A 25,669-nucleotide genomic window follows, 5' to 3' on the forward strand; every position below is an offset into this window, starting at 1 on the left:
CCGAGGACCTCTCATGACCGTCGTCGTCTTTCTTTCATCGCTGCTGGGCTTCATGACGCTCGGCATGCCCATCGCCTTCGCGCTGCTGCTGACCGGCTCGGTGCTGATGTGGTACCTGGACTTCTGGGATGTGCAGCTGCTCGCGCAGAACCTCCAGGCCGGCGCCGACAGCTTCCCGCTGCTGGCCGTGCCGTTCTTCATCCTCGCCGGCGAGCTGATGAACGCCGGCGGCATCTCGCGGCGCATCATCGCCATGGCCCAGGCCTATTTCGGTCACAAGCGCGGTGGCCTGGGGTATGTGGCAATTGCCGCCTCGGTGCTGTTGGCCAGCATGTCCGGCTCAGCCCTGGCCGATACCGCCGCGCTGGCCACGCTGCTGCTGCCGATGATGCGCGAGCGCGGCTATCCGCTGAGCTCGTCCTCGGGGCTGGTGGCGGCGGGCGGGATCATCGCCCCGATCATTCCGCCATCGATGCCGTTCGTGATCTATGGCGTGGTGACCGGCACCTCGATCAGCCAGCTGTTTCTCGCCGGCATGGTGCCGGGGCTGATCATGGGCATGGGCCTGGTGGTCGGCTGGACGCTGATCGCCCGGCGCATCGACGAACCGAAACAGGAAAAGGCCAGCGGCGCCGTTCGCCGCCGCGTGCTGGTCGATGGGGCGGCGGCGCTGATGTTGCCGGTGATCATCGTCGGCGGCCTGCGCGGTGGGCTGTTCACCCCTACCGAAGCCGCCGTGGTCGCCGCGGTCTACGCGCTGGCGGTCTCGACCCTGCTGTATCGCGAGCTGACCTGGGCCGGGCTGGTCGAGGTGCTCACCCGCGCCAGTCGCACCACGGCCTCGGTGATGTTTCTCTGCGCCGCGGCGACGGTGTCGGCGTACATGATCACCCTGGCACAACTGCCCGACGAGATCGCGGCGATGCTCGGCCCGCTGGCGCAGGACCCCAGGCTGCTGATGGTCGCCATCATGCTGCTGATGATCGCCGTCGGCATGGTCCTGGACCTGACTCCGACCATCCTCATCCTCGGTCCGGTGCTGGCGCCGATCGCGACCAAGGCCGGAGTCGACCCGGTGTACTTCGGCGTGATGTTCGTGCTGATCGGTTCCATCGGGCTGATCAGCCCGCCGGTAGGTACCGTGCTCAACGTAGTCGGCGGCATCGGCCGGTTGCGCATGGAAACCCTGGTGCGCGGCGTGACGCCGTTCTTTCTCGTCTACCTGGCGATCGTCGGGCTGCTCATCGCCGTGCCCTCGCTCGTCACCGTGCCCCTGGCCTGGCTGCGCTAGGGGGCTCGTCCCACCGCCAACAACAAGAAGGTACCGCCTCATGAAACGACTCCTCATCGGCACCCTGACAGCCGCACTGCTCGGCAGCACGCTTGGGCTTGGCCATGCACAGGCGGCCGACGACATCCGCCCGCGGATGATCCGCTTCGGCTACGGCCTCAACGAAGACAGCAACCAGGGCAGGGCGGCCAAGCTGCTTGCCGAGGAAATAGCCAAGGCCTCGGGCGGCAAGCTGAAGGTGCGCACCTTTGGTTCGGCCAGCCTGGGCTCGGACGACCAGATGCAGAACGCGCTGATCGGTGGTGCGCAGGAAATGATGGTCGGCTCGACGGCGACGTTGGTCGGCATCACGCCGGAAATGGCGGTGTGGGACACGCCGTTTCTCTTCAGCGATCCACACCAGGCCGATCAGGTGCTGGATGGCCCGGTGGGCCGGCAGATCATGAACAAGCTCGAGGAGAAGGGCCTGGTCGGGCTGGTCTACTGGGAGAACGGCTTTCGCAACGTGACCAACAGCACCCGGCCGATCGAGAAGCTCGAGGACTTCGACGGCATCAAGCTGCGCGTGATGCCCAACCCGGTGTTCATCGACACCTTCAAGCTGATGGGCGCCAATGCAGTACCGCTGCCGTTCTCCGAGCTGTTCACTGCACTGGAAACGGAGGCGGTCGACGGCCAGGAAAACCCCTACAACACCATCCTGTCCTCCAAGTTCTATGAAGTGCAGAAGTTCCTCAGCGTGACCAATCACGTCTACAGCCCCTGGATCGTCACGGCGTCCAAGCGCTGGTGGGACGGCCTTTCGCAAACCGAACAGGGGATCATCATGGCCGCCGCCGAGAAGGCGCGTGACGCCGAGCGCGAGGACACCCGGCGCGAGGCCAGCCAGGCACTGGCGGCGCTGAAAGAGCACGGCATGCAGGTCAACGAGGTCAGCCCGGAGCAGATCCGGCGCATGCGCGAACGGGCGCAGCCGGCGATCCAGACGGTGATCGACTCCGTTGGCCAGGAGCTGTTCGACCAGGTCCGCGCCGAGGCGGAAAAGGCCGAGCGCTAGGCGCGACCGGCCCCCGCCCGCTGCTAGAATCCGCCGCTTTCAACCCATGGAACGCGCATGACCACACGTCGTCGCCGCTCTGCCGAGCGGGTCACCCTGTCCGATGTCGCACGCCGCGCCGGGTGCTCGTTGATGTCCGCGTCGCGCGCCTTGTCGCAACCGGAAAGGGTGTCAGACGCGCTGCGCGAGCGCGTCGACGAGGCCGTCAAGGCGCTCGGCTATGTGCCGCATCCGGCGGCGCGCAGCCTGGCCAGCTCACGCTCCAATCTGGTCGCGGTGATCATCCCTTCGCTGTCCAACGCAGTGTTCGTCGATACCGTCGAGGCCATTCAGCGAGTACTGATGCCGGCGGGCTACGAGATGATGATCGGCGTCAGCCACTATCGGCCCGAGGAGGACGAACGCCTGCTGCGCGCCTACCTGGCCCATCAGCCGGCCGGCCTGCTGATCACCGGATTCGAACGCAGCGACGCCGCCCGTGCGGTGCTGGCCAACTACACCGCGCCGATGGTCACGCTGATGGAGCTGAGCGAGCGGCCGGACGACTACTGCGTGGGCTTCTCGCAATTGCAGGCCGGCGCGGCCATGACCCGCACGCTGCTTGCGCGCGGCTACCGTCATGTCGCTTTCGCCGCGGCGCAGCTGGACCCGCGCACCCTGCAGCGCGCCGAAGGCTACCGCCAGGCCATGCGCGAGGCCGGCCGCTATGAGCCGACCCTGGAGCTACTGACGCCGCAGCTGTCCTCCATCGGCCTCGGTGCCGAGCTGCTGGATCGCCTTCTGGCGCAGCATCCGCAGATCGACGCGGTGTTCTTCAACAACGACGACCTGGCCCTCGGTGCGCTGTTTCGCGCCCATCAGCTGGGGCTCGAAGTGCCGGGGCGGTTGGCGATTGCCGGTTTCAACGATCTGCCGGCGGCGGCCTGGATGCACCCGGCGCTGAGTACCGTGCGCACGCCGCGTGGCGAGATCGGCACGCTGGCGGCGCAGATGCTGCTCGGCCTGATGCGCGGTCAGCAGCCCGCCGAGCGTTGCATCGACGTGGGCTTCGAAGTGGTCATGCGCGACAGCGCCTGAGCCGGACAGACGACGCCGGCTGCCCCCTCAGGCCTGGGCTTCCTGAGCGCTGACCTGCTGGGCGATCTCGATCATCTGCTCGCGCATCCAGCGGTTGGCCGGGTCCTGGTCGGTGCTTTCGTGCCAGTAGATGTGGGTTTCCAGCGGTGCGACGTCGACCGGCAGGTCGACCTGATGCAGATCGTGCCGACGGGCGAAGCGTTCCGGCACGGTCACCACCATGTCAGTCTGTTCGATCACCTGGGTCGCCATCAGGTAATGCTGCGAGCGCAGGGCGATCTTGCGTTGCAGGCCCATCTTGCCCAGTGCCAGGTCGACCAGGCCGAGGCCGCTGCGACGGCTGGAAATGTGGATGTGCGACAGCGACAGGTACTGCTCGAGCGTCAGCTTGTCCTTGGCCAGCGGGTGGCCGCGGCGCATGGCGCAGATGTAGCGATCTTCCAGCAGCTTGACGTGGCGCACCTGCGGGTCGGTGTTGAGCGGCGCGTCCATGGCGAAATCCAGGCGGCCGGCGGCCAGTTCCTTGGTCGTCTCGCGGCGCTTGGCCAGCATGCTCTCGATCTTCACGCCCGGGGCCAGGCGGCGCAGGCGCTGGAACAACGGTGGCAGCATGACCGCCTCGGTGAGGTCGGTCATGCTGATGCGAAAGGTCTTGTTCGCCTGCGCCGGGCTGAACGTTCGGCTTTCCTGCACCGAGACGCGCAACAGCTGCAGCGCGTTGCGCACCGGGCCGATGATGTTCTGCGCCATCGGCGTTGGCACCATGCCTTGTGCGGTGCGCACGAACAGGGGGTCATTGAAGGTTTCGCGCAGGCGGGCCAGGGCGTTGGACACCGCCGGCTGGGTGATGCCGACGATCTGCCCGGCGCGGGTCAGGTTGGCTTCGGTGTAGATCGCATCGAAGACGATGAAGAGGTTCAGGTCGACCTTGTTCAGGTTCATTGTTGTGGCTCTCCGGCATGAACGGGCGCGTCGATCATATATGGGTTATGAATGTTAATACACGGGCAAAATAGCTTCGATAAATCCAGGGGCGTCCTCTAGCATTCTCATCACAACAACCCCGCATAAGGTAGTTCCCATGGATTTCGCCTATTCCCCCAAGGTCCAAGCGCTGCGCGAGCGCGTGCAAGCCTTCATGGACGAGCACGTCTATCCATCCGAGAAGCTGTTCTATCAGCAAGTCGCCGAAGGTGATCGCTGGCAGCCGACGGCCATCGTCGAGGAACTCAAGGACAAGGCGCGGGCAGAGGGGCTGTGGAACCTGTTTCTGCCCGAGTCCGATTACGGCGCGGGGCTGACCAACACCGAATACGCGCCGCTGGCCGAGATCATGGGCAGCTCGCTGCTGGGCCCGGAGGCCTTCAACTGCTCGGCGCCGGATACCGGCAACATGGAAGTGCTGGTGCGCTACGGCTCCGAGGCGCAGAAGAAGCAGTGGCTCGAGCCGCTGCTACGCGGCGAGATCCGCTCGGCATTCGGCATGACCGAGCCGGGTGTGGCCTCCTCGGACGCCACCAACATGCAGGCCCGCGCGGTGCGTGAAGGCGATGAGTGGGTGATCAATGGGCGCAAGTGGTGGACTTCCGGTGCCTGCGATCCGCGCTGCAAGGTGATGATCTTCATGGGCCTGACCAATCCGGACGCGCCGCGCCATGCACAGCACTCGATGATCCTCGTGCCGATGGATGCGCCGGGGGTGAAAGTACTGCGACCGCTGCCGGTGTTCGGCTACGACGACGCGCCCCATGGGCATGCCGAAGTGCTGCTGGAAAACGTCCGGGTGCCTTACGACAACGTCATCCTCGGCGAAGGCCGCGGCTTCGAGATCGCCCAGGGGCGCCTCGGGCCAGGCCGCATTCACCACTGCATGCGCTCGATCGGCATGGCCGAGCGTGCGCTCAAGCTGCTCTGCGAACGTTCCGTAAGCCGTACTGCCTTTGGCAAGCCACTGGCGCGCCTGGGCGGCAACCTCGACCACATCGCCAACAGCCGTATCGAGATCAACATGGCGCGGCTGCTGACCCTCAACGCGGCCTACATGATGGATACCGTGGGTAACAAGATCGCGGCCAGCGAGATCGCGCAGATCAAGGTCGTGGCGCCGAACGTGGCCCTGCAGGTGATCGACCGGGCCATCCAGATCCATGGTGGTGCGGGCGTTTCCGACGACTTCCCGCTGGCGCACTGGTATGCGATGCAGCGCACGCTGCGCCTGGCCGATGGACCGGACGAGGTGCATCGCGCGGCAATCGGCAAGTTCGAACTCGGACGCTATGTGCCGCGCGAGCTGCTGCGCGGGCATTGAGCCTGCCAGCCGGTTGAGGAAAAGGCCGCACTAGCGGCCTTTTTCGATCGGGCACCGTTCCCGCTCAATACACCCAGATCTCGACCCGCCGGTTCTTCACCCGGCCGCTGGTTCCTTCGTTGGAAGCCACCGGAAGTTCGGCTCCCAAGCCATTGATTTCTCTGACATAGACACCGTGCTTGATCAGCTCGCGGCGAACCGTCATGGCGCGCAGCTTGGAGAGCAGGGCGGCGCGGCTCGGGTCGCTCTTCGGGTCACCGAAACCGACCAGCGCGGCGCTGCCGATCGCCTTGTTCTGCGCATGCAGGTAGTCGGCGACCCGCTCGATGTCGCGCAGCGCCTTGTTGTCCAGCTGCGCGCTGCCTTCATCGAAGCGGAAATTGACCGTCAGCCGTTGGGCCTCTTCGCCGAGCTGGCGGTAAAAGGCGGGCATGTCGGCTTGCGGCTGGCTGCGCACCGCGTCGATGCGCTGGGCGACATAACCGGAACGCCCGACGATGCGCTGGCCGGCCTCGCTGTGCACGAAGTCGATGAAGGCCCGGGTCCAGGGTGACTGGTCGTTTGGCGCGGCATAGAAGAACAACCGGCGCGACAGCGGATAGTCCTCGGTGGCCACGGTCGTGAGCTCGGGTGCCATCGGCTGCGAATCACCGTCGGTGATGCCCAGCGCTTTGGCCTTGCCGATGGAGGCCAGGCCGACGAAGCCGATGGCGCCGCGATCACGCGTTACCGCGGCGGCCAGTTCGTCATTGGATTCATAACGTCGTGCCGTCTGGGTCAGTGCCTTTCCGTGGGCGCCCAGGACCAGTTCCTTGAAGGTGTCATAGGTGCCGGAGCGGTCGTCGCGGGCGTGAATGCGCACCGGGGCGTCCATGCCGCCCAGCTCGCTCCAGTTGCTGATATCGCCAGCGAACAGGCGCGCGACCTCATCCGTGCCAAGCGCGCCGACAGGGTTGTCCGGATGCACGACGATGGCCAGCCCGTCGATGGCGATGACCTGTTCGGCGGCGGCGCTGCTGAGGTCGCCGAGCCCGGCGAGAGCCTGGCGCTCGCTGGCCTTGATCGGGCGTGACGCGGCTGCCAGGTCCGTACTGCCCTCGGCCAGGGCTGTGAAGCCGGTGCCGGTCCCGTGCGCGGCGACCGTCGCATGCAGGCGGTGCCCCTGGTCGTCCCTGGCGTCGATGCGCTGCTCGTTGGCGACCGCCGTGCTGCTGACTGCCACGTCCTTGAGGCCCTGGGCCTCGAAGAAGCCGCTCACCAGCATCGGCGCGAGCTTGGCACCGACCGTGTTGGAGCCCTGGATGCGCAGCACCGCAACGCCCTCGGCCGGCACCGGCAGCGCGGCGAACACCTGCCAGGGCAGGCCGTAGCAGATCGATCCCAACAGGACCAAGGACAGAACGCGCGACCAGATTTCGCGCTCGGATCGACTGGGTGACATCTCGCGACTCCTTTCTCAGATGGCCGCGAGATTAAGACGATACGGTGACGAAACGATGACAGCGAAGGCTCTGCGACGAGCCTTTCAGGGCGGCTCTGGGGTCAGCTGAAATCGATCCACACCGGGCAGTGGTCGGACGGCTTTTCCATCGCCCGGATGTCGTAGTCGACCCCGGCATCGTGCACCCGCGCGTGCAGCGCGGCGGTGGTCAGGATCAGGTCGATGCGCAGCCCGCGGCGCGGATCGTCCTCGAACCCGCGGCTGCGGTAGTCGAACCAGCTGAAGCGGTCGGCGACCTCGGGATTGAGCGTGCGGAAGCTGTCGGTCAGGCCCCACGCCTTGAGCCGGCAGAGCCACTCGCGCTCCTCGGGCAGAAAGCTGCACTTGCCCGTGCGCAGCCAACGCTTGGCGTTGACCTCGCCGATGCCGATGTCGCAGTCCTCGGGCGAGATATTGAAGTCGCCCATCACCGCTACCGGATGCTCCGGGCTGAAGCGTTCCTCCAGCAGCGCCTGCAGGTCGGCGTAGAACTTGGTCTTGGCGGGAAACTTCACCGGGTGCGCGCGGCTTTCGCCTTGCGGGAAATAGCCGTTCATCACGGTCACGGCCTGTCCGTTGCGATCGGCGAAGCGCCCCCAGATGAAGCGCTTCTGCGACTCCTCGCCGTCGTTAGGGAAGCCTTTGTGGATCTCCAGCGGCGCCTGGCGCGAGAGCAGGGCGACACCGTAGTGACCCTTCTGCCCGTGGAAGTGGACGTGATAACCCAGGGCCTCGATCTCCGCCTGCGGAAACTGCTCGTCGGAGACCTTGGTTTCCTGCAGGCCGATCACGTCGGGCTGGTGCTTTTCGATCAGCGCGGCGAGCTGATGCGGGCGGGCGCGCAGCCCGTTGATGTTGAAAGAGACGATTTTCATCAAAAGCTGTCCGACAGAAACGAACGGCGATTCTAGGGCGACCACGCCGCTCAGGCGAGCCCGGGCGGCTCGCGTCGGGCGGTGCTATCGTGCTGAAAGGCCCGGCCAGTCGGGGTTGCCGGCCGTCCTTGGTGCCCTCTTTGAGGGCGATGCTGAGCGAAAGAGGAGAGTGGCCATGGCCGATGTCGCCGAAGTGCGCATGCTCGACAGCAGCTACGCGAGCGAGGCGCGATCCCTGCTGTATCACGCCTATCGGCATGAGCCGACGTTCGGCTACCTGTTCGAGGCCGAGCGGCCGGGTTACGACCAGCGTGTGCGCGCCACGGTGCGCGAGTTGGTCAACCAGCATTTCCTCCAGGACCAGCCGGCGATCGGCCTGCTGCTGGAGGATCGTCTGATCGGCGTGGCGCTGATCGCGCCGCCGCAGCGGCGCCTGGAGATCACCGAAAGCTGGGCCTGGCGCCTGCGCATGTTGCTCAGCACCGGGCTGCGCTGCACCCGCCGCTACCTCGACTATCACGCCGTGGTGCTCGGCGCCTTGCCGCCGGGGCGCTTCCACGTACTGCCCCTGCTCGCCGTGCACCCGCGCTACCAGGGCCGCCACTACGGCGAACAGCTGCTGGAAGCCGTCCACAACTGGTGTGCCGAAGACGCGACTTCCAGCGGCCTGGTGATCGACACCGGCAACGCCCGTTACCTGAACTTCTATGCCCGTCAGGGCTACGAGGAAATCGCCCAGGTGGCCATCGGGCCGGTGGTCGAGCACGTGTTTTTCCATCCGGCGCCGCAGCATGTCGTTTCCGCTGCGAGCTGAGGGGGAATTGCGCGTCGTTTCGCCTGTCCGAACCAGGGCCGTCGCCGTCGAAGCCCCCGATGTTGCCAGCCGTTTCCGAACCCCGCCGTGCCTGCCCGCGCCGACCCTGCCCGGGGCCCGGCAGAGCCGTGCTAGCATGCCGCGCCATGCTTAAGCTGACCCTGCGCGGCGTATTTGCCGGTCTGATCCTGTCGTTTGCTTCGCCGTTGTTCGCCGCCGAGCTGCAGGTGCGTGTCGAGCCGGCCAACGGTGATGTTCGGCGCAACGTCGAGAATTACATTGGCGATCTGGGCGAACGCAACGCGCGCGAGCTGCTGCGTTACAGCCGCGTCGCCCGCGAGCAGGCGACCAAGGCCCTGCAGGCGCTCGGCTTCTATCGCGCCGACATCGATATCGAAGTGGCCGATGGCGACGAGCCACGTCTGATCGTACGCGTCGCGCCGGGCGAGCCGGTGCGTTTGCGCGACGTGCAGGTTCGGCTGCAGGGCCCGGCGACCGGGCTGCCAGCGTTCCACACTCCCGACCAGTTGCTGCGCCCCGGTGATGTGCTCAACCACGGGCGTTATGAAGAGGCCAAGGAGCGTTTTCTCACCCAGGCCTCGCGCTACGGCTATTTCGACGGTCGTTTCACCCAGCAGAGCCTGCGCATCGACCCGCAGCTGGGGGTGGCCGACGTGGAGCTGGTGTACGACAGCGGTGAGCGCTATCGGCTGGGGCGGGTTCAGTTTCAGGGCGACGCTCCGTTCGATGACGATCTGCTCGCGCGCATGGTGCCGTTCGAGCCGGGTACGCCCTACGACTCGGCGCTGATTGCCGAGCTCAATCGGGCCTTGCAATCGAGCGGTTACTTCGACGGCACACGTGTCGATGCCAACCCGACCGCCGCTGTCGAACGGCGCATTCCGGTTGACGTCATGCTGACCACGCGCGAGCCGCGCACGCTCGGGCTTGGCGTGGGGTTTTCCACCGACGTCGGGCCGCGCCTGCGCTTCGACTGGACCCGGCACTGGGTCAATCCCCAGGGGCACAGCTACGGCGCCGAAGCCGAGCTGTCGGCGCCGCGGCAGAACGTCGGCTTGTACTACGACGTGCCGCTCGACCCGCCGCTGACCGACAAGCTGCGCTACGTCGCCGGTTATCAGTATGAGGAGCTGGCCGACACCGACAGCCTCAGCCGCCTGCTGCGGCTTGGCCCTGAATGGCACAGTCAGCTGGACAGCGGCTGGCTGCGCGTGATCTCGCTCAAGTGGCAGCGTGAGGAGTACCGGCTGGGCGACGATTCAGGGCTGAGCACCTTGCTGCTGCCCGGCATTGCCTATAGCTACCTGCGAAGCGACAACCGCATCGACCCCAGCGAAGGCTACCGGCTGCAGTTCGAGATTGCCGCAGCGAAGGACGGCGTGCTCTCGGACGCCAACCTCGTACATGCCAACGCCCAGGCCCGCGGGTTGACCACGCTCGGTCGGCGGCATCGCTTTCTTGGTCGCGTGCAGCTCGGCGGCAATTGGACCGACGAATACGTCAACGTGCCACCCTCGTTGCGCTACTTCGCCGGCGGCGACCAGAGCGTGCGCGGCTACGACTACCAGAGCCTGTCACCGACCAACTCCGACGGCGACCGCATCGGCGGCCGCTACCAGTTCGCCGCGAGCGTGGAATACCAGTTTTCGCTCACCGAGCGCTGGCGTATCGCAGCGTTCGCCGATCAGGGCAATGCCTTCAATGATCTGGAGCTGCCGACGCTCAAGCAGAGCGTCGGCGTGGGCGTGCGCTGGGTATCGCCGGTCGGCCCGATTCGCGTCGACCTCGCGCACCCGCTCGACGGCGACCAAGGTGTGCGCCTGCATTTCTCGATGGGGCCCGAGCTTTGAAGCGCGCGGCCAAGTGGGTGGCGGCGGTCCTGTTGGTGCTGGTGTTCGGCCTGGTGGCTGCGGCTGGCTACTTTCTCGGTAGCGAAAGCGGCAGCCGGCGCCTGCTGGGCTGGGTTCCGGGGCTGACGGTGGAAGGCTTCGAGGGTCGGCTCGCCGGCCGCTGGTGGGCCGAGCGCCTGCGCTGGCAGGGAGGCACCGATCGCGCGCAGATCGAGACGCCCCGGCTGGACTGGTCTCCGAGCTGCCTGCTGCGCCTGACGCTGTGCATCAACAAGCTGGTCACCGGGGACATCGAGGCGAGTTTTGCGCCCTCGCCGCAGACCGAGCCGAGCGAGCCATTCAGCCTGCCGGATCTGTCGTTGCCACTGGGCCTGCGCGTCGGCCTGTTCGAGATCGGGCGGGTGCGTCTCGACGGCGTGGAGCAGCTGCAACAGGCGCGTCTGAGTGCCGACTGGCGCGGCGACGAGCTGGTGATCGAGCAGCTGTCGGTAAAGCGCGACGACCTGTCGGCAGAGCTGTCCGGCCAGCTGCAGCCCGCCGGTGACTGGCCGTTGAGCCTGCAGGGCGAGGCAGCGCTGAAGCTGGTCGAAGGGTCACCCTGGACGCTCGAACTGAACGCCGAGGGCGCGTTGCAGCAGCAGCTCAGGCTGACGGTACTCAGCCATGGCTATCTGCAGGGGCGGCTGACCGGCACGCTGCAGCCACTCGACGATGCACTGCCGGCCGACGTGAAGCTGGTGGTCAGCGACTTCAGCGCGAGTGACGACTTGCCCGCGAACCTGCGGCTGGAGCGTGCCGAGCTCAGCGCCAAGGGCGATTTGCGGGCGGGTTATCGGGTGCAGGGCGACGGCCAGCTCGCCGGCGACGGCAAGCCGGTGCAGTTCCGGCTCGCCGGGCGGGCCGACCGCAGTGCCGCAACGCTCCAGGAGCTGGTGCTGGACGCCGGTGACGAGCAGCGGCTCAGCCTGCAGGGCAATGCACAGTGGAGCGAGGCGCTGCGCGGCGAAGCCAGGTTCGACTGGCACGAGTTCCCCTGGCAGCGGCTCTACCCGACAGAGGCGCCGCCGGTCACGTTGCACAAGTTCACCGGCGAACTGCAGTACGACGACGGCAGCTACCTGGGCCATTTAGACTCTGCGCTGAGCGGCCCGGCCGGGCCCTTTACGCTCGCGAGCCCGGTCAGCGGCGATCTGGAGCAGATCCATCTGCCGCAGCTGGAGCTGCGCGCGGGACAGGGCGAGGCGACCGGCAGCCTGAGTGTCGGCTTTGCCCAGGGCATCGACTGGAAGACCGATCTGCAGCTGCGCTCACTCGACCCCGCCTACTGGGTAGCCGAGTTGCCAGGCCAGCTCGGCGGCAGCCTCAAGAGCGCGGGGGCCTGGCGGGACGAGCGCCTGGAGGCGAGTGCTGCGCTCGACCTGCAAGGGCGCCTGCGGCAGCAGCCGGCCACTTTGCGCGCACGGCTCTCCGGTGCCGGCGAGCGCTGGATGCTGGAGGACCTGCTGCTGCAGCTGGGTGACAACCGTGTCGAGGGTGGAGGAGGCTGGGGCGAGCGGCTCGACGGACAGTTGCAACTCGAGCTGCGACGCCTGGCGCAGCTATGGCCGGGTTTGACTGGACAGGCCCGGGGGCGGCTGCAACTGGCCGGCACCGCAGAGCGGCCGGCTGGCGAGTTGCGGCTGGACGCCGAGCAGATTGGCTATGAGGACTACCGGCTGCGTCAGTTGCGCCTGGACGGGCGCCTGCAGAACGGCGAGCGGGCATCGCTTGGCCTGACGGCCAGTGGCGTTGCCGCGGGCGATACCGCGCTCGGTGAAGTGACGCTCGAGGCAGGCGGCACGCGCGAGCAGCACAACGCGAGCCTGCGCGTGCAGGGGCCCCTGCTGGATCTGGACCTGGCGCTGCGCGGCGCCCTGGAGGGCGAGGCGTGGCAGGGGCGCCTGACTTCGGCCGTGCTCGAGGCCAGTGGTCAGCGCTGGCGCTTGCGCAACCCCACCGGCATCCGGCGCACCGCTGACGGGAGCGTCGAGCTGGCTGCGCATTGCTGGGTATCGGGCGAGGCCAGCCTGTGTGGCAGCGACCAGCGCCTGATGCCCGAGCCGCGGCTGCGCTATCGCTTGCGCGACTTCCAGATGGGCAGCCTGGCCGAGCTGTTCCCGGACGACTTCGCCTGGCAGGGCGAACTGAATGCCGACCTGAGCCTGGACCTGCCAGCCAGCGGGCCCAACGGCACGTTGCGCATCGACGCGGGCAGCGGCGTGCTGCGCATGCGCGAAGCCGACACCTGGCACGATTTCCCCTATCAGGCGCTGGCATTGAACAGTCGCCTGTTGCCCCAGCGCATCGACAGCGAACTGCGCTTCGATGGCGGTGAACTGGGCGAGCTGACCATCGAGGCCCGCATCGATCCGCGCGGCGAAACCAAGCCGCTCGACGGCCAGTTCCGCCTCGACGGCCTCAGCCTCGCGGCGGCGCGACCGTTTCTGCCAATGGTCGAGCGCATCGAGGGGCGTCTGCAGGGCAGCGGGCGGCTGCATGGCAGCCTCCGTGAGCCCGAAATCAGCGGCCGCCTGAGCCTGCGGGGCGGTGAGCTATCCGGTAGCGCGCTGCCGACCAGCTTCGAGGATCTGCAGCTGGATCTGGCCATCGACGGCCAGCGCATGCGTTTCGATGGCAGCTGGCGCAGCGGCGAGAGCGGGCAGGGGCAGCTGGACGGCACGTTCGGCTGGCAAGGGCAGCCTGATCTCGCGCTGAACGTACGCGGCCAGCGCTTACCGATCGTCGTCGAACCCTACGCCGAGCTCGAGGCAGCGCCGGACCTGAAAATCACGCTGGAGAATTCGGAGCTGATGATCCGCGGTCAGGTGAAGGTGCCGCGCGGTGAAATCACGGTGCGCGATCTGCCGCCCTCGACCGTGACCGTGTCCAACGATGCAGTGATCGTCGGCGAAGAAGCCGAGCAGCCTGCGACGCCGGTGCAGGTGCGAATGGACGTCGACGTCGAAGTCGGCCAGGAGCGTCTGCGCTTTTCCGGATTCGGCCTCACCGCCGACCTCGCGGGCTATCTGCACATCGGCGATGACCTCGATACGCGGGGTGAACTGCAGCTCAACAATGGCCGCTACCGCGCCTATGGGCAGCGCCTGACCATTCGCCGTGCGCGCCTGCTGTTCACCGGGCCGCTATCGCAGCCGTACCTGGACATCGAAGCGATCCGCCGCGTCGAAGCGCACGACGTGGTCGCCGGGCTGCGTATCACCGGCAGTGCCCAGCAACCGCGCGTCGACGTCTTCGCCGAGCCGGCGATGAGTCAGGAGCAGGCGCTTTCCTACCTGATCCTCGGTCGGCCGCTGGGTAGCGACAGCGGCGACAACAACCTGCTCGCGCGCGCGGCGATCGGCCTCGGCCTGGCCGGCAGCTCGTCGCTCACCAGCGGCCTGGCCAGCCGCCTGGGCATCGAGGACTTCCAGCTGGACACCGAGGGCAGTGGCACTCAGACCAGCGTCGTCGCCAGCGGCCAGCTGACCGACCGGCTGACCCTGCGCTACGGCGTCGGCGTGTTCGAGCCGTCGAATACCATCGGCCTGCGCTATCGATTGACCAAGCGTCTGTTCCTCGAGGCCGCGAGCGGGCTGGCCAGCTCGCTGGACCTGTTCTACCGCCGCGATTTCTGAGCCCGCTGCAACGTCGTGAGGATTGGCTACGCTGAACGAGCCCGTCAGGGCGCTGGTGCGTAGCGACCGTCGAAGGCCAGGCAGTAGTTCGGCATAAGTGGCGTAAATCGCCGACGCCAGCCGGGAAAAGCGGTGGTAGCATCCGGCGACACGCCTGTGTGGAGATCCCGCCCGGGCGTCTAGCACGTGTCTTGCAAGGTGCAGCCGTCGTTGCGGTCATCCCGCAGCGCAGACACGAACCGTCATCACCCGGGCCGCGGAAAGGGGCTGCGTTACCCCGCAGTGAACCGTTCCAAGGTCTCGTATGGAGATACGGCCCATAACACGCGAGCGAACCTCGCCCAAGAAGAACAGGTGCCACGAATGGAATTGCTGCAAAACCTCGTCAATAGCGTCAACGGCCTCGTCTGGGGCCCGCCAATGCTGGTGCTGATTCTCGGTACCGGTCTTTTCCTGATGTTCATGCTCAAGTTCATGCCGCTCGCCCGCATCGGGACCGGTTTTGCGCTGATGTGGCGCGGCCGTGCCAAAGGTGATGACGAAACCGGTGAGATCAGCCCGTTCCAAGCCCTGATGACCTCGCTGGCGGCAACCGTGGGGACCGGCAACATCGCCGGTGTGGCCACCGCCATCTTCCTCGGCGGCCCAGGGGCGCTGTTCTGGATGTGGTGCACCGCGCTGGTCGGCATGGCCACCAAATACTGCGAGGTCGTGCTGGCCGTGCATTACCGCGAGAAAGACGATCGCGGCGAGCATGTCGGCGGCCCCATGTATGCCATCAAGAATGGCCTGGGTTCGCGCTGGGCCTGGCTCGGCGGGGCGTTCGCGATCTTCGGCGGGCTCGCCGGCTTCGGCATCGGCAACATGGTGCAGGTCAACAGCATGGCCCATGCCCTGGAAACCACCTTCTCGATCCCGCTGTGGCTCACCGGCGTGCTGACCATGGTCATCGTCGGCCTGGTGATCCTCGGCGGTATCCGCCGCATCGGGGTGGTCGCCGCGTCCCTCGTGCCGTTCATGTGCCTGGCCTACATCATCGCGGCGATCGTCGTGCTGGTGGTCAACGCCGAGGCCATTCCCGCTGCCTTCGACCTGATCTTCACCCATGCCTTCACGCCGATCGCCGCGACCGGTGGCTTCGCCGGCGCAGCCGTGATGGCAGCGATCCGCTTCGGTGTCGCCCGCGGCATCTTCTCCAACGAGGCGGGGCTGGGGACCGCCGGTATCGCCCAGGCCGCCGGCACCACCACCAGCTCGGTTCGCTCGGGGATGATCGGCATGCTCGGGACCTTCATCGACACCATCATCGTCTGCTCGATGACCGGTCTGGCGATCATCTGCACCGGCGTGTGGACCAGCGGTGAAAGTGGCTCGGCGCTGTCCGCCGCAGCCTTCGAGGCAGCCATGCCGGGCATCGGCGGGATCATCCTGACCATCGCCCTGGTGGTTTTCGCCTTTACCACCATCCTTGGCTGGAGTTATTTCGGCGAGAAGTGCTGGGAGTTCCTGGTCGGCACCAAGGCCATCCTGCCGTTCCGCGTGATCTGGGTACTTGCCGTACCGTTCGGCGCCATCGCCCAGCTGGATTTCGCCTGGCTGCTGGCGGATACCTTGAACGGCCTGATGGCGATCCCCAACCTGATCTCGCTGCTGCTGCTCAGCCCGGTGGTGGTCAAACTGACCCGTGAATACTTTGCCGACAGCGCCAATCGCTGAAGTCAAACAAGGCCGTGGGCGATACGCCCGCGGCCGCTCGCAAGCCCTGCATGCACATAAGGAGTTCCCATGAGTGAAGTTACCCTGCGCGGCAACCCGATCCAGGTGGTCGGCGACTTCCCGCAGCCCGGCCAGCAGGCCAAGCCTTTCCGCCTGGTCAATGGCGACCTGGCAGACATCGAGCTGTCGGCCTATGCCGGCAAGCGCAAGGTGCTGAACATCTTCCCGAGCGTCGATACGCCGACCTGCGCCACTTCGGTGCGCAAGTTCAACAGCCAGGCCAGTTCATTGCAGAACACCGTGGTGCTGTGTATCTCCGCCGACCTGCCGTTCGCCCAGAAGCGTTTCTGCGGGGCCGAAGGGCTGGATAACGTGGTCAACCTGTCGACCATGCGCGGCAGCGAATTCCTGGTCGACTACGGCGTGGCGATCGCCAACGGCCCGCTGGCAGGAATCGCTGCCCGTGCCGTGGTAGTGCTCGATGAGCAGGACAAGGTGCTGCATAGCGAGCTGGTCAGCGAGATCGGTTCCGAGCCGAACTACGACGCGGCGATCGCTTCGCTGAGCTGATCGAGCGGCGATGCAAACCAGCGAACGGCGCCTCTTGGCGCCGTTTCGTTTTTGACGACGAGAAATGGACACACCGTTCGTCGAACCTCGCGCCCTTCAATTAGCGCGAGTGCACAAAGGCCACTAGTTTCAACGCTGCTGGCCCCGCACTTCGGGCTGGCCTCACGACCGCGATGTCACTTGGCAATTAATTTGCCAGCTGCCGAATTTTTTTCGCACTGCCGCGGTCATAAAGCCGATGCCCAAGAATGGATTCACTTTATGTCTAACCCCAGCGTTAAAAGAATCGGTGTGTCCGGGACCGGCATGATCGCTCATGGCTTCGTGCGGCTGATCAAGCAGCACTATCAGGACATGGAGATCAGTCGCGTGCTCACGCGTCGGCCTCTCGGCTCCCTTACCGATTTCCCTCTTCCTCACGCCCTCACCAATTCCATCGACGACCTGATCGACCACAGCGACCTGATCGTCGAATGCAGCGGCGACGTGTTCCATGGCACAGCGGTCATCGAGCGAGCCTTCGAGGCCGGCTTGCCGGTGGTGACGGTCAATGCCGAACTGCAGGTGACCACCGGTTCCTACCTGGCCGGGCGTGGCCTGCTCACCGAGGCGGAAGGCGACCAGCCGGGCTCGCTTGCGGCACTGCATGAAGACGCCCTGCAGATGGGCTTCGAGCCGGTGGTGTACGGCAACATGAAGGGCTACCTGAACCACGACCCGTCGCCGGAAGACATGGCCTACTGGGCGGCCCGGCAAGGCATCAGCGTCGATCAGACCACTTCGTTCACCGACGGCACCAAGGTGCAGATCGAGCAGGTGATCGTCGGCAACGGTCTCGGCGCGACCATCACCCGCCAGGGGCTGGAGGGCTTGGCGTCGACCAATCTGGACGACAGCGCCAGCCTGCTCGGAATGATGGCTGAGCGCCTTGGCCAGCCGATCGTCGACTACGTCGTACCGTCCGGCTATCCCGCCGGCGGCGTGTTCCTTGTCTGTCGCCACGACACCGAGCAGGCGCCCGCGATCGAGTACTTCAAGCTCGGCCGCGGCCCGTTCTATACGTTGGTCCGGCCGTTCCACCTCTGCTCGCTGGAGGTTGGCAAGACCGTACGTCGCGTGCTCAATGGCGGTGGCGTGCTGCTGAACAACTCGACCACGCCGACACTCGGTGTCGCCGCGATCGCCAAGCGCGCAATGCGGCCGGGTGAGCTGATCGAGCGCGGTATCGGCGGCTTCCAGTTCCGCGGCGAGGCCGTCCGGCTTGCCGATCAGCCGGACTACGTACCGATCGGCCTGCTGCGCAAGACCGCGCTCAAGCGCGCCGTCGAACCGGGCCAGTTGATCACCTTCGACGACGTCGACATCCTGCCAAGCCGTGCGCTGGATATCGTGCTGCAGCAGCGCCAGGCGCTGTTCGGCTCCGGCGCCAGTAGCAGTGGCGAGGCCTGGGATGCACAGGCGGCCAGCCCGCTGGGCCTGGTTGCGCTCGGCGGCTGACGGACAGGTAGCTGGGCATCGTGCGCCACGCATGGCGTGACAAGGCAAAAGCCCCGGTTCGACCGGGGCTTTTGCTATTCAGCGCCAACGGCGTCTGCGTCGAATCGGGATTTACTGCAGGGTGAGGTCATCGCCGCGCTCCTGCTGCCAATCGTCGAGGTCCGGCGCGGCTTCTTCGCCGTCCATGCGGTGAATGATCGTGAAATAGTCCTGCTTGAAGCGGTCCTGCATGATTTCGCTACGCGGCCTCACGCGCACGGCGTAGATGCTCTGCACGTTCTGGTGGTCGAAGTCGCGCCAATACTGCTCACCCTTGAGCAACTCGTAATGGTGGTTCTCCAGCGCCGCGATCACAGCCTCGCCGTCGAGCGATCCGGCGCGCTGCACCGCGGCCGCCCATTGCCGGACGATCGAGTACGCCGAAGCCGCCGTGCTGCCAGGGTAGGCCTGGTGCGCTTCGATGTAGCGCTCGACGAAGGCCTGGCCTTCGGTGCTTTTTTCCAGCGCCGGGACCTGCCAGGTCCAGGCTTCTGTGCCGATCACGTGCTCCATGACCAGGGGGCCGGCCTGCTCGACGATGCTCTGGGTCAGGTTGGGCACGATGATCTGCATGCGCCGGCCGAGCTGCAGGTCGTGCGCCAGGCGCATGGTCTGCACCAGGTCCTGGCCCAGAAGCACGATGACCAGCGTATCGGCGTCGCTGGCGGCGGCCTTTTGCAGCGCGCCGAGATAGTCGTCGCGGCGAGCACCGTGGGCGGCGATCCGGGTGTAGCCGTGACGGGCGCGGTCGCGGCTGCGGGTCGCCTCGCGCAGGGCCTGCTCCATGCTGTTGCCCCAGGCGTCGTCCAGGCTGATGTAGTAATAGCGGCGGTTGGGCATGTGCCAGCTCAGGTACTGGCCCAGTACCTTGGCGCTCATCCAGGCGCTGTTCGACTCGCGAAACAGGTAGCGGTGGCCATCCCGGCCAGTGATCTCGTTGGCATAGGCGAGCGTGGGGAAGAAGGGCAGGCCGAGTTCGCGCGCGCGCTTGCCGGCGGCGATCGCTTCCTCGCTGTTGGCCCCGCCGAACACCATCCTCACACCTTCGCTGGCGAAGCGTTCGACATTGGCCCGTGCCTTTTCCGCACGCGCGGCGGAATTGAGGCTCATCAGCTCCAGCGGCCGGCCCAACAGGCCGCCTTGGCTATTGATCTGGTCTACGGCGAGCAAGGCACCGCGGCGCAGTTCGAGGCCTTCGGCCTTGTAGTTGCCGGTCTTGGGGTAGTTCAGGCCGAGGCGGATCGGTTCGGCGGCCAGCAGCCAGGCCGAGTGGGTGAACAACAGCAGCACGATCAGAACGTGACGGAGCATGGCTCGTTTCCTTATGAGCGGGGCCGTCCGTTGTAAGAGCCAGGCCTGGCCAGCGAAATACTCTTATCAGGCCAAAAACCTGCGACTTCCGTGCTGGCCCGGTGTCATCGCCCGCCCTGCAGGCCCCGATTTTCGGGCCTGGCAGGCGGGTATTGCTACCAAGGGACTAGTTAAATCGGTACTGCGGGCAATTGTTGGCAAGACGGGTCGAACCAAGAATTTCGACCAGACCGGGAGAATTTCCCGGCGACAACAATGAACCCGCAGAGGTAGCCGCAATGAAGCACACCGGTCTTCGCAAGCCCCTTGCCCTGACTGCACTGTCTGCCGCAATGGCACTGTCCAGCCTGTCGGCCTGGGCAGTTACCGATCAGGACATCCTCAACGACACCAAGACCCCGGGCGACATCGTCACCAACGGCCTGGGCCTGCAGGGCCAGCGTTACAGCAGCCTCGATGCACTGAACACCCAGAACGTCAGCCAGCTCCGCCCAGTCTGGGCCTTCTCCCTGGGCGGCGAGAAGCAGCGCGGCCAGGAATCCCAGCCGATGATCAAGGACGGGGTGATGTACGTCACCGGTTCCTATTCGCGGGTCTACGCCATCGATGCGCGCACCGGCAAGGAACTGTGGCAGTACGACGCGCGCCTGCCCGACGGCATCATGCCGTGCTGTGACGTGATCAACCGCGGTGTCGCGCTGTACGACGATCTGGTGATCTTCGGCACCCTCGACGCCAAGCTGGTCGCACTGAACAAGGACACCGGCAAGGTCGTCTGGAAGAAGACCGTCGCCGACTACAAGGCTGGCTACTCGATCACCGCCGCTCCGCTGATCGTCAAGGGCAAGCTGATCACCGGCGTCTCCGGTGGCGAGTTCGGTGTAGTGGGCAAGATCGAAGCCTACAACCCGAAGAATGGCGAGCTGCTGTGGACCCGTCCGACCGTGGAAGGCCACATGGGCTACGTCTACAAGGACGGCAAGAAGGTCGAAGCCGGCATCTCCGGCGGCGAAGCCGGCAAGTCCTGGCCGGGTGACCTGTGGAAGACCGGTGGTGCAGCCACCTGGCTGGGCGGCTACTACGATCCGGACACCGATTCGCTGCTGTTCGGTACCGGTAACCCGTCGCCGTGGAACTCGCACCTGCGCCCGGGCGACAACCTGTTCTCGTCCTCGCGTCTGGCGCTCAACCCCGAAGATGGCTCGATCAAGTGGCACTTCCAGACCACGCCGCACGACGGCTGGGACTTCGACGGCGTCAACGAGCTGATCTCCTTCGACTACAAGGACGGCGGCAAGACCATCAAGGCAGCCGGTACGGCTGACCGTAACGGCTTCTTCTACGTGCTCGACCGCACCAACGGCAAGTTCATCCGTGGCTTCCCGTTCGTCGACAAGATCACCTGGGCCAAGGGCCTGGACAAGAACGGCCGCCCGCTCTACGTCGAAGAAAACCGTCCGGGCAACCCGGGCGAGGCTGACAAGGGCAAGTCGGTATTCGTCGCACCGTCGTTCCTCGGCGGCAAGAACTGGATGCCGATGGCGTACAGCCAGGACACCGGGCTGTTCTACGTGCCGTCCAACGAGTGGGGCATGGACATCTGGAACGAAGGCGTCGCCTACAAGAAGGGCGCGGCCTACCTGGGTGCCGGCTTCACCATCCACCCGCTGAACGAGGAATACATCGGCGTACTGCGCGCGATCGATCCGAAGACCGGCAAGGAAGTGTGGCGCTACAAGAACTACGCGCCGCTGTGGGGCGGTGTGCTGGCGACCAAGGGCAACCTGGTCTTCACCGGCAACCCGGAAGGCTACCTGATGGCGTTCGATGCCAAGACCGGCAAGAAGGTCTACGAGTTCAACACCGGCTCGGGCATCGTCGGTTCCCCGGTCACCTGGGAAATGGACGGCGAGCAGTACGTCTCGGTGCTGTCCGGCTGGGGTGGTGCGGTCCCGCTGTGGGGTGGCGAAGTGGCCAAGCGCATCAAGGACCTGAACCAGGGTGGCATGGTCTGGACCTTCAAGCTGCCGAAGGACGCGACCGTCGCCAAGCGTTGATCGCTTAGCAAGTGAAGAAAGCCGGCCTCGAGCCGGCTTTTTTCATTCAGCGCTGGCCGGCACCCGAAGTACCGGCTGCGCTGCCGTCGTCCGTCTGGGCACCCTGGTTGCGGCCGCGCAGGCGTTTGGCACCGGCTTCCAGAGCCACATAGACGGCGGTGGCCAGCAGCAGCGGAATCAGAAAGTAGATGACCCGGTAGCCGATCAGGCCGGCGACGATGGCGCCGCGACTCATCTCGTCGGCCAGCATCGCGACGAACACGGCTTCGATCACCCCCAGCCCGGCCGGAATGTGCGTAATGACCCCGGCGATGCTGCTGATCATCAGGATGCCGAGGACTTCGGGGTAGGCCACCTTCTGCGAGAGCATGAAGTACACCACCAGCGCCATCAGCCCCCAGTTCACCGCGCCCAGCACCATCTGCACCAAGGCCATGCGCAACGACGGCAGGCGGATGTCGTGGCCGCGAATGCTCCATTCGCGGCGCTTGGAGTAGCCGCACAGGCCGAGGTACACGAGGCAGGCGAGCAACAGCGCGGCACCAAGCACGCGCAATGCGCCCATGCCGATCTCCCAGCCCGAGGGCGGCGTGATGCCACCGAGCACGAAGATCAACCCCGCCAGCCACATATAGCCCAGCCAGTTGGTCAGCAGACTCAGGGTGAAGACCCGGGTGATCTGCGATGGGCGCAGGCCGAGCCGCGAGTAGAGGCGATAACGCAACGCGATGCCGCCGACCCAGGCACTGAGGTTCAGGTTGAAGGCGTAGCAGACAAAGGTGATCGGCAACACCTGGCGCACCGGAATGTCGTGGCCGGTATAGCGCTTGCCGAGCACGTCGAAGAAGCAGTAGACGACGTAGCTGCCGGCAGCCGCGACGCCGGCGAGCAGCAGCGTCTGCGCGTTGTAATTGCGCAAGGTGTGCCATACCTCGCCCCAGTCGAGCTTGCGGGCCAGGCTGACCAGCAACACGGTGACCAGCACGAAGAAGGCGTAGGTGAGGACCTTCTTCACCAGAGGCCAGCGGCGGCGCCATGTGCTCTGCGAATGTTCTTCGTTGGGCGTTGCGGTCATCGCTGGTCTCGCTGAAGCGGAGGGGAGGTGGCGGGCTCGGCGCTTGACGTCTGCGCCTGGAGCGTCTGCAGCTTGGGCTTGTGTGCCGGCAGCAGGCCGACCAGTTCGGGGAAATGCCGCAGGAAGTGGAAAATCACGAACGCCAGCGGCGCGCGCCACCAGTAGCCGCGCACGATGCGCTCGAGCGGAATGCGGCGGCAGTCGACCTGCAACAGGTGATCGAGGCGTTCGTGCAGGTGGCGATTGAAGGCATGGTCACGAATGATCAGGTTCGCCTCGAGATTCAGCGACAGGCTCAGCGGGTCGAGGTTGCTCGAGCCGACCGTGGACCATTCGTAGTCAGCCAGGGCGACCTTGCCGTGCAAAGGGCGCCGACAGTATTCATGGACCTCGACGCCGTCGCGCATCAGGTAGTTGTAGAGCATGCGCGCGCCGAACTTGGCGATCGGCATGTCCGGTTCGCCCTGCAGGATCAGCCGCACACGCACGCCGCGCCGCGCTGCGTTGCGGATCTCGCGCAGCACGCGATAGCCCGGAAAGAAATAGGCGTTGGCGATCAACAGCCTTGAGCGGGCATCACGAATCGCCTGCAGATAATGCTCCTCGATGTCGTCCTTGTGCTCGTCGTTGTCGCGCGTGACCAGCAGCGCACGGGCCTCGCCACGGCTGGCGCCGACATAGCTGTTGGCCTGTTCGCGCGCACGGCGCTGCCACCAGCGGCGCGGCTGGACCGGCGCGATGGTGCGCAGCGAGAAACGATGGATGTCGTGAACCACCGGGCCCTCGACGCGCATGGCGTAGTCCTGTTTGGCTTTCGGGCCGAAGTCGCCGAGATGGTCGGCGGAGAAGTTGATGCCGCCGATGAAGGCGACTTCCGCGTCGACCACGACGATCTTGCGATGCAGGCGCCGGAACACGTTCAGGCGCTTGCCGAGCAGGCGCTTGCCGGGGTCGAACATGTGGATCCGCACGCCGACGCGGGTCATCTGTTCGATGAAACCGGGCGACAGGTCGGCCGAGCCAAAGCCGTCCACCGTCACATCGACGCTCGCGCCGCGTTCGGCCGCGGCAATCAGTGCCTGCTGCAGCTCGAGGCCGACCTTGTCCTCGAACAGGATGAAGGTTTCCAGCAGCACTTCCTTTTTTGCATTGGCAATGCTTTCGAAAACGGCAGGAAAGAATTCTTCGCCGTTTTCCAGCAACTGAAGACGATTCCCATCTCTCCAGTGGAATTTCATAGGTGTATCTCCACCGCCAGGGGCAGATGATCGGACAAGTGCGTCCAGGGTTTGTTACCGAGGATGCGCGGCTGGTGGCTGGTGGCATTGCGCACATAGATGCGATCGAGCCGCAGCATCGGCCAGCGTGCGGGAAAGGTCTTGGCCAGCTGGCCGTGGTTCAGCGCGAAGACTTCATGCAGCCCCGCGCAACGGTCGAGCGCCTTCGTGGCGCGCAGGCGCCAGTCGTTGAAGTCGCCCGCGACCACCACCGGGGCGCCTTCGGGCAGCGAGTCGAGCAGGTCGCAGAGCAGCTCGAGCTGACGCTGGCGGTGCGACTCGCGCAGCCCCAGGTGCACGCAGATGGCATGCAGTTCGTGGCCCGGCACCTGCAGCACGCTGTGTAGCAGGCCGCGGCGCTCGGGGCCGGCGATGGACACATCGAGGTTCTCGTAGCGGATGATCGGAAACTTCGAGAGCAGCGCGTTGCCGTGGTCGCCATCGGGGTAGACGGCGTTGCGCCCGTAGGCGAAGTCGGTCCAGATGCTGTCGGCGAGGAATTCGTACTGCGGGGTCTGCGGCCAGTTGTGAAAGCGCAGGGCATGTTTTTCATGGGTGCCGAGCACTTCCTGGAGAAACACCACGTCGGCCGAGACGGCGCGCACCGCCTCGCGCAGCTCCGGCAGGATGAAGCGGCGGTTGAACGAGGTGAAGCCCTTGTGCGTGTTCACGGTGAGCACGCGCAACGCGTTCACCTCGCTGGCCATGTGGGCGTCCAGGTGTTTGCTGTCGATGGGGTGATCTTTCGGCAAGGTCACTCAAAGGCTCCTTCTTCCAGCTGGCCGGGGGTGGTCTCGAGGCCCTTGTCCAGGCCGAGCAGTTGCAAGAGTCGGCGCGCGTCATAGGGCGCACGGACTTTCACGTCGTTGTCGAAGTAACAGTAGAGGTCGCGCACCTTGCGCCGCGGCGGGGCGGCGTCGCTGATCAGCTGGGCATCCTCCGGCTGCGTGCCATTGGTCCAGGCACGAATGCGCTCGCCCCAGCGCTCCAGCGCAGCGTCGGAGTAACCGCTGGTATAGAGCTGTTCGGCGCCATGCAGGCGCAGATAGAGGAAGTCGCTGGTGAGGTCCTCGCGGTACGGCCACTTGCCCGCGGTATCGGCCACCACCAGCGCCACGTCGTAGCGGCGCAGCAGGGCGACGAAGGCCGGATCGACGAAACTGTCGTGGCGGATCTCGACCGCGTGGCGCAGGCGCCGCTTGCGGTCGATCGACAGCAGGCTGCGCCCCTCCATGCGCGGTTCGCAGCGCTTGGCCAGTTCCAGCGCCGCCTCGGTGTCGTGCGGCAGCCTGGCGAGAAACGCCTCGAAGCGCTCCGGATCGAAGCGAAACGACGGCGGAAACTGCCAGAGCAGCGGGCCGAGCTTGTCCTTGAGCGCGAAAAGGCCCGAGGCGAAAAAGTTCGCCAGCGGCCCTTCGATATCGCGCAGGCGTTTGACATGGGTGATGAAGCGCGGCGCCTTGACGCTGAAGACGAAGTCGTCGGGCGTCTGCTCATACCACTCGGCGTAGCGTTCCGGGCGCTGCAGGGCATAGAACGAGCCGTTGATCTCGATGCTGTTCACCGCGCGCGAGGCAAAGCGCAGCTCGTTCTTCTGCGTCAGTCCCTTGGGGTAGAAGTCGCCGCGCCACGGCGCGTAGCGCCAACCGGATATGCCGATGTGAATCGCTGCCATCGCCC

19 protein-coding genes are annotated in these 25,669 nt (G+C 65.9%); 11 read left to right on the forward strand and 8 right to left on the reverse strand.

Translation table 11 applies throughout. The features are described from left to right. The first annotated feature begins 13 nt into the window (after positions 1–13). From CL52_RS09225 to gntR, 3 genes are read left to right on the forward strand one after another with little or no spacing between them, the layout of a single operon-like run. Positions 14–1,291 (forward strand): TRAP transporter large permease subunit, encoded by a 1,278-nt coding sequence (locus tag CL52_RS09225; protein WP_043220067.1) that lies wholly within the window; start codon positions 14–16, stop codon positions 1,289–1,291. A gap of 40 nt (positions 1,292–1,331) precedes the next feature. Further along, on the forward strand, positions 1,332–2,348 hold the full coding sequence (locus CL52_RS09230) for a TRAP transporter substrate-binding protein (RefSeq protein ID WP_043220069.1): 1,017 nt from the start codon (positions 1,332–1,334) through the stop codon (positions 2,346–2,348). 57 nt (positions 2,349–2,405) lie between these two features. Beyond that, positions 2,406–3,425 (forward strand): HTH-type transcriptional regulator GntR, encoded by a 1,020-nt coding sequence (gene gntR, locus CL52_RS09235; protein WP_043220071.1) that lies wholly within the window; start codon positions 2,406–2,408, stop codon positions 3,423–3,425. Between the two features lie 27 nt (positions 3,426–3,452). Here the strand turns inward: gntR and CL52_RS09240 are convergent, their stop codons facing one another. After that, positions 3,453–4,367 (reverse strand): LysR family transcriptional regulator, encoded by a 915-nt coding sequence (locus tag CL52_RS09240; RefSeq protein WP_041105610.1) that lies wholly within the window; start codon positions 4,365–4,367, stop codon positions 3,453–3,455. A 139-nt stretch (positions 4,368–4,506) separates the two neighbouring features. Between CL52_RS09240 and CL52_RS09245 the strand changes: the two genes are divergently transcribed. Further along, positions 4,507–5,733, forward strand: coding sequence for an acyl-CoA dehydrogenase (locus CL52_RS09245; RefSeq protein ID WP_041105609.1), 1,227 nt, complete (start codon positions 4,507–4,509; stop codon positions 5,731–5,733). 64 nt (positions 5,734–5,797) lie between these two features. Here the strand turns inward: CL52_RS09245 and CL52_RS09250 are convergent, their stop codons facing one another. Together CL52_RS09250 and xthA are read right to left on the reverse strand one after the other, a co-directional pair. Next, positions 5,798–7,174, reverse strand: a complete 1,377-nt coding sequence (locus CL52_RS09250; protein ID WP_043220075.1) for a phosphate ABC transporter substrate-binding/OmpA family protein — start codon at positions 7,172–7,174, stop codon at positions 5,798–5,800. Positions 7,175–7,275: 101 nt separating this feature from the next. Continuing rightward, positions 7,276–8,088 carry an exodeoxyribonuclease III gene (gene xthA / locus CL52_RS09255; RefSeq protein ID WP_043220077.1) on the reverse strand — a complete coding sequence of 271 codons (813 nt, stop codon included), beginning with the start codon at positions 8,086–8,088 and terminating at the stop codon, positions 7,276–7,278. A 175-nt stretch (positions 8,089–8,263) separates the two neighbouring features. Here xthA and CL52_RS09260 point away from each other — a divergent pair, with 175 nt between their 5' ends. The 6 genes from CL52_RS09260 to CL52_RS09285 all read left to right on the forward strand — a co-directional run bounded on the left by CL52_RS09260 (position 8,264) and on the right by CL52_RS09285 (position 18,230). Then, on the forward strand, positions 8,264–8,902 hold the full coding sequence (locus CL52_RS09260; RefSeq protein WP_043220080.1) for a GNAT family N-acetyltransferase: 639 nt from the start codon (positions 8,264–8,266) through the stop codon (positions 8,900–8,902). Positions 8,903–9,048: 146 nt separating this feature from the next. Next, entirely contained in the window at positions 9,049–10,773 is a 1,725-nt protein-coding gene (locus CL52_RS09265; protein ID WP_082041981.1) for an autotransporter assembly complex protein TamA, read from the forward strand. Next, a complete protein-coding gene (locus CL52_RS09270) occupies positions 10,770–14,447 on the forward strand; it encodes a translocation/assembly module TamB domain-containing protein (RefSeq protein WP_043220082.1) in 3,678 nt (1,225 codons plus the stop codon). Before CL52_RS09265 ends, CL52_RS09270 begins: the two co-directional genes overlap by 4 nt. A 363-nt stretch (positions 14,448–14,810) precedes the next feature. Continuing rightward, positions 14,811–16,163 (forward strand): alanine/glycine:cation symporter family protein, encoded by a 1,353-nt coding sequence (locus CL52_RS09275; RefSeq protein WP_041105604.1) that lies wholly within the window; start codon positions 14,811–14,813, stop codon positions 16,161–16,163. 69 nt (positions 16,164–16,232) lie between these two features. After that, positions 16,233–16,733 carry a thiol peroxidase gene (tpx, locus tag CL52_RS09280; RefSeq protein WP_041105603.1) on the forward strand — a complete coding sequence of 167 codons (501 nt, stop codon included), beginning with the start codon at positions 16,233–16,235 and terminating at the stop codon, positions 16,731–16,733. A 306-nt stretch (positions 16,734–17,039) separates the two neighbouring features. Then, positions 17,040–18,230, forward strand: coding sequence for an NAD(P)-dependent oxidoreductase (locus CL52_RS09285; protein WP_043220085.1), 1,191 nt, complete (start codon positions 17,040–17,042; stop codon positions 18,228–18,230). A gap of 111 nt (positions 18,231–18,341) precedes the next feature. Here CL52_RS09285 and CL52_RS09290 read toward each other — a convergent pair whose 3' ends face one another. Next, a complete protein-coding gene (locus tag CL52_RS09290; protein ID WP_043220086.1) occupies positions 18,342–19,580 on the reverse strand; it encodes an ABC transporter substrate-binding protein in 1,239 nt (412 codons plus the stop codon). A gap of 278 nt (positions 19,581–19,858) precedes the next feature. Between CL52_RS09290 and CL52_RS09295 the strand changes: the two genes are divergently transcribed. Beyond that, positions 19,859–21,637 (forward strand): PQQ-dependent methanol/ethanol family dehydrogenase, encoded by a 1,779-nt coding sequence (locus CL52_RS09295; protein WP_041105600.1) that lies wholly within the window; start codon positions 19,859–19,861, stop codon positions 21,635–21,637. 46 nt (positions 21,638–21,683) lie between these two features. Here CL52_RS09295 and CL52_RS09300 read toward each other — a convergent pair whose 3' ends face one another. From CL52_RS09300 to CL52_RS09315, 4 genes are read right to left on the reverse strand one after another with little or no spacing between them, the layout of a single operon-like run. Continuing rightward, complete coding sequence (locus CL52_RS09300) at positions 21,684–22,712, reverse strand: lysylphosphatidylglycerol synthase domain-containing protein (RefSeq protein ID WP_052264534.1); 1,029 nt, start codon at positions 22,710–22,712, stop codon at positions 21,684–21,686. Next, positions 22,709–23,950, reverse strand: a complete 1,242-nt coding sequence (gene clsB / locus CL52_RS09305) for a cardiolipin synthase ClsB (protein ID WP_043220088.1) — start codon at positions 23,948–23,950, stop codon at positions 22,709–22,711. The genes CL52_RS09300 and clsB overlap by 4 nt, the downstream gene beginning before the upstream one ends. Next, positions 23,947–24,747 (reverse strand): endonuclease/exonuclease/phosphatase family protein, encoded by an 801-nt coding sequence (locus tag CL52_RS09310; protein WP_041105598.1) that lies wholly within the window; start codon positions 24,745–24,747, stop codon positions 23,947–23,949. Before CL52_RS09310 ends, clsB begins: the two co-directional genes overlap by 4 nt. After that, the gene (locus tag CL52_RS09315) at positions 24,744–25,664 is read right to left on the reverse strand and encodes a DUF72 domain-containing protein (protein ID WP_043220090.1); all 921 of its coding nucleotides are present in this window, start codon (positions 25,662–25,664) and stop codon (positions 24,744–24,746) included. The genes CL52_RS09310 and CL52_RS09315 overlap by 4 nt, the downstream gene beginning before the upstream one ends. Between the last annotated feature and the right edge of the window lie 5 nt (positions 25,665–25,669).

It is taken from the genome of Stutzerimonas balearica DSM 6083, assembly GCF_000818015.1.
Classification (GTDB): domain Bacteria; phylum Pseudomonadota; class Gammaproteobacteria; order Pseudomonadales; family Pseudomonadaceae; genus Stutzerimonas; species Stutzerimonas balearica.